The 4,540-nt window shown below is 28.0% G+C and carries 3 protein-coding genes and 1 pseudogene; all 4 read right to left on the bottom strand.

Translation table 11 applies throughout. From position 1 onward, the window contains the following. A pseudogene (locus ABY863_RS12915) lies at positions 1–545 on the bottom strand (thioredoxin); the annotation flags it as partial. Positions 546–573: 28 nt separating this feature from the next. Further along, positions 574–2,550, bottom strand: a complete 1,977-nt coding sequence (locus ABY863_RS12910; RefSeq protein WP_372795487.1) for a cytochrome c biogenesis protein CcdA — start codon at positions 2,548–2,550, stop codon at positions 574–576. Positions 2,551–2,886: 336 nt separating this feature from the next. Next, positions 2,887–3,564, bottom strand: coding sequence for a response regulator (locus ABY863_RS12905; protein ID WP_372795485.1), 678 nt, complete (start codon positions 3,562–3,564; stop codon positions 2,887–2,889). Beyond that, the coding region (locus tag ABY863_RS12900; protein WP_372795483.1) for a sensor histidine kinase at positions 3,557–4,540 on the bottom strand (984 nt) is incomplete at its 5' end. The genes ABY863_RS12905 and ABY863_RS12900, both read right to left, overlap by 8 nt.

Below are 4,540 nucleotides of genomic sequence, written 5' to 3'. Positions count from 1 at the left end.
GTACCTGATAAATATTGACTCAATCCTTCTAGCTGTTTAGATTGTTGAGCACTAAATGTTGAATCTAGATTTTGAGTACTTTTTAATAATTCATCAAACTTAGCAACAATACTACTATTTTTTTGATCAAATGCTTCTTGATCCAAATCAAACATAGTTTCATCACTTAATTCCTTTTCTTGTAATAATGCAAATTTCGCTAAATAGTTACTTGCTTCAGCTCCAACTCCAGTATAACTAACAGTTTCATCAAATTCTTTTGTATCAATAGTCAAATTTATATCAAAACCATTTTTTAAATAAATAGTAGTTGATTCTGATCCATCAAATAGATTATAGCTTCCTGTTTCAACCTTTAAAGTATCCGAAAAAGAACCGTCAGGGCTTACTTTTATTGTTTTGCTATAAGTTCTTGAACGAACAATTAGAGAATCGGAATTTTGATTTGTTATTTTTCCTTTTAAAGTCACATAATCTTTAGGAGCTTCCTCTTTACAAGAAATTGCTGCTATTGCAATAGCCAATACATAAATTATTTTCTTCATTATTTATTTATTTATTTATTTATTATAGTTAATTTTTAAATTTCGAAATTCCTTGTTTTAACCAGGCATGATAATCTTCAACATCAGGTGTATATGCTGCTGGTTCGTTTAAATTTTCTTCATTATGATCCATTAATACATAAAATGGTTGAGCATTTGCACCAAATTTTATGGTTTGAAATTCACTCCATTTTTGACCTATATATTTTAATTTTTTCCCTGGTCGCAATATTGATTCAATTTCTTCTCCTTCAGGAAGCGATCTTTTATCGTCAACATATAAAGAAATTAAAACCACATCATTTTTTAAGATTGGTAAAATTTCATCCTTTGCCCATACGTTTTGTTCCATTTTACGGCAATTCACACAAGCATGACCTGTAAAATCTAACATTACTGGTTTGTTCACCTTTTTTGCATATGCAAGCCCTAAATCATAATCATTAAAAGCTAAAATATTATGAGGTGCCATTATGTGTGCACCTTCAGGCAGTTCAGAATTGTTAGTCTTTGCTTCTTCTCCTAGTTTTGTAAATCCAACCCCGTAAGGTGATTCTGCGTAATGTTGCGCTGGAGGAAAAGCACTTATTAAGTTTAAAGGTGCTCCCCAAAGTCCTGGAATCATATAAATTGTAAACATTAAAGAAAGCATTCCTAAACTTAATCTTCCTACTGAAATATGTGTTAATGGTGAGTCATGTGGTAATTGTATTTTACCAAAAAGATACATCGCTAAAACTCCAAATATAGATATCCAAATTGCTAAAAACACTTCGCGTTCTAACCAATGTAATTGTAATACCAAATCTGCATTTGATAAAAATTTAAATGCCAAGGCTAATTCTAAAAATCCTAAAACCACTTTTACTGTATTTAACCACCCTCCAGATTTTGGTAAAGAATTTAACCACCCTGGGAAAGCTGCAAATAATGCAAATGGAATTGCTAACGCTAATGAAAACCCTAACATACCAACTATTGGACCTATTTGATTTCCTCCTGCAGCAGCTTGAACTAATAAAGTTCCAACTATTGGTCCAGTACAAGAAAATGAAACGATTGCTAATGCTAAAGCCATAAAAAAGATTCCTATATATCCTCCTCTATCTGCTTGCGAATCAACTTTAGTTCCCCATGAGCTTGGTAAAACTATTTCGAAGGCTCCTAAAAAGGATACTGCAAAAATCACTAATAACAAAAAGAATATGATATTAAACCAAACATTAGTTGACAATGCATTTAGTGCATCAGCTCCAAAAACAGCACTCACTAATAAGCCTAATAATACGTATATTATAACAATTGAAGCTCCATAAATAATAGCATTTTTAATTCCTGCTGCTTTACTTTTACTTTGTTTTGTAAAAAAACTAACCGTCATTGGTATCATTGGAAACACACAAGGTGTTAATAATGCTGCAAAACCAGAAAAGAATGCAATAATAAATATGGTTAGTAAACTTTTATTTGATGAGTTATCCTTCTTTTTTGATTCAATTACTTTAGTGATTTCTATCTCTCCTGTTTTATTAAAATCTATTGCAGCAGTGTTTTTATCTGAAATTTGAAAGTTTAAATCTACTAAAGTTGGTGGTAAACAATTAGCATCATCACACACCATAAATTCAACCTCGCCAACTATATTAATTGCGCTGGCAGAAAGCACCTTTATACGTTGTTTAAATACTGCTTTATTTTCGAAGAATTTAATTTTCATCTCAAAAACAGGATCATTAACAGTATGTCCTTCTTCTTCTGAAGTAGCACCAATTAATTCAAAATCTTTAGTAATTTCAAAAGTAAATGAAGTTGGTATTGGACCATTTTCAGGAACATTTTGCGAATATAAATGCCAATTTTCTTCAATAGTTGAAGAAATTACCAAATCATATTCTGAATCAGATACTTTTTCAACGGATGTACTCCATTTTACTGGGTCATGGATTTGTGAAAAACTTGTGAAGATTACACTAAAAAGGGTGAAGAATAAAAATAATTTTCTCATAATTACAAAGTTGTTTCTTTTTTAAAAGAATGTTCAAAAATAAGCAATATTAGTAACTATGTCGTTTTGTAATCAATTTCTCCCCAATTAAATGTGTTAAATATTTCTTAATGTATTCTTTCAGTTCTATTTTTTTTATAAATATATTAAAGAATTATTTTTAAAAACGTTTTCTCCTTACTAAAAGAAAGTCAAAACCATAAACATTGCACCATTACTATAAATAATTTAAATATAATTTTTTGCAACTAAAATTTACTGCTACATTTGAAGTAGCTATAAGGATAAATAAATCAGCCCCGAAGACATTTTTTATAGCAAAAAGGATTTATATAATTATATAAATCCTTTTTCTTTTGCTTTTAAAACTAATAATCTGTCATCATTATCCTGAACATCAAACAAAACTTTAAGGTTTTTTTTCCTTTTTTCTATACCCGTCATAGACAATGGAATTATATTAGGAAGTTCTTTCATTTTTGTTCCAATAGACATTTCATATAATAATTGTCTATCAATTTTATCTAATCTATAATCAATAGTTGCTTGTTTTCGAAATAATTCTAAAACAGATTTACTATAATATGGTGAGTTATCTAAAACAGTTTTTATAGATGTTACTAGTTCTTCTTTATTTACATCATTTTTAATTAAAAACCCATTAGGATTTACGTTTTTAAGAATCACTTGAATTCTGTAATTATCATTAAAAGTTGTAGCTACTATAATTTTACATTTTGGTAATAGTTCCCTTATTTTAATACCAATATCTTCTCCAGATAAAATTTTTCCATCAGTTGAAGGTGGTAATGAAATATCTAGAAAAACAATATCAAGACCATTACTTTTAGAAGCTTCTACAATTTTCTGAATAGCATGGTCAGAATTATGAACAATTGTAATGTTAAAATTAAATTTTTGGTTTTCTGAACTTATAAAATCAAAAGCACTTTTATAAGCATCCGCTATAATAGGGTGATCATCAACTATTAATACATTATACATCTTATTCATTGCTTTTATTTTGTATTGGACATGAAACAAAGATAGTAGTTCCTCTACTAATTTCCGAACTAACTTCAAAAATACCATTCAATTTATCGGTTCTTGATTGCATATTTTTTAGTCCAATTCCTTTTCTTTTTTCAAGTGTTTTAAATCCTATTCCATTATCTTTAATAACTAATTTAAGGATATTATTATCTAATTCAAATTTAACATTCACTTTTGTTGCATTCGCATATTTTATAATGTTTTGTAATGCTTCTTGTATAATTCTATAAAAATTAATTTTTATTTCATCATTCATTTTATCCCAATGAATTTCTTCGTCAGCAATCATTTTATATTCAAATCCTCCTAATTTACTCTTTTGTTCTATTAAATTCTCTATTATTTTGAAGAAATCTACTTTTGATGATAATACATCACTTTTTAATTCATGTGAAATAGTTCTAATTTCTTTTTCAATATTTTGAAGTTCATCTATATAAAATTGATGTTTTTCAATAGTACTTTCATCTCCATTAATATTCAAAAAACCTAAGCCTAATCTAGTTCCAAAAATCTTCCCTAAAACTCCATCATGTAAATCTTCAGCTATTCTATGACGTTCGTTTAAACGCCCTTCTTCTAATTTTGACTGTTGCTTTAGCATTAAAGAAAAAATTTCTTCATTCGATTTTTGCTGTTCTCTTTCAAATATCAATTCTTTATTTTTAGACCTTTGAACTTTTATAAAATAGGCAAAAGAAAGTAATAGTAATGTAATAAAAGCTCCAATAGAAATTAATACTTTTTGCTGTGAAAGTTCCTCAGTTTTATCAATATACTCATCTGTTTCAAAACGAATTCTTGTAAACTTATTTCTAATTTTACGTTCTTCAATTTGAAGACTGTCGTTTAAATGAACATAGTTAGCTAAATATCTACTCGAATTTTTAATATCCACTTTTGAAAGTAATAATAATGACTCTAATTTATCTCTGTT

Origin of the sequence: Lutibacter sp. (genome assembly GCF_041562875.1) — a bacterium.
In the GTDB taxonomy this organism is placed as follows: domain Bacteria; phylum Bacteroidota; class Bacteroidia; order Flavobacteriales; family Flavobacteriaceae; genus Lutibacter.
This window is presented reverse-complemented; position numbering and strand designations above follow the sequence as displayed.

What these genes read in the sequence shown, in the direction of transcription:
- ABY863_RS12910 (WP_372795487.1), bottom strand. Translation starts at nt 2,550, where the DNA reads ATGAGAAAATTATTTTTATTCTTCACCCTTTTTAGTGTAATCTTCACA.
- ABY863_RS12905 (WP_372795485.1), bottom strand. Translation starts at nt 3,564, where the DNA reads ATGAATAAGATGTATAATGTATTAATAGTTGATGATCACCCTATTATA.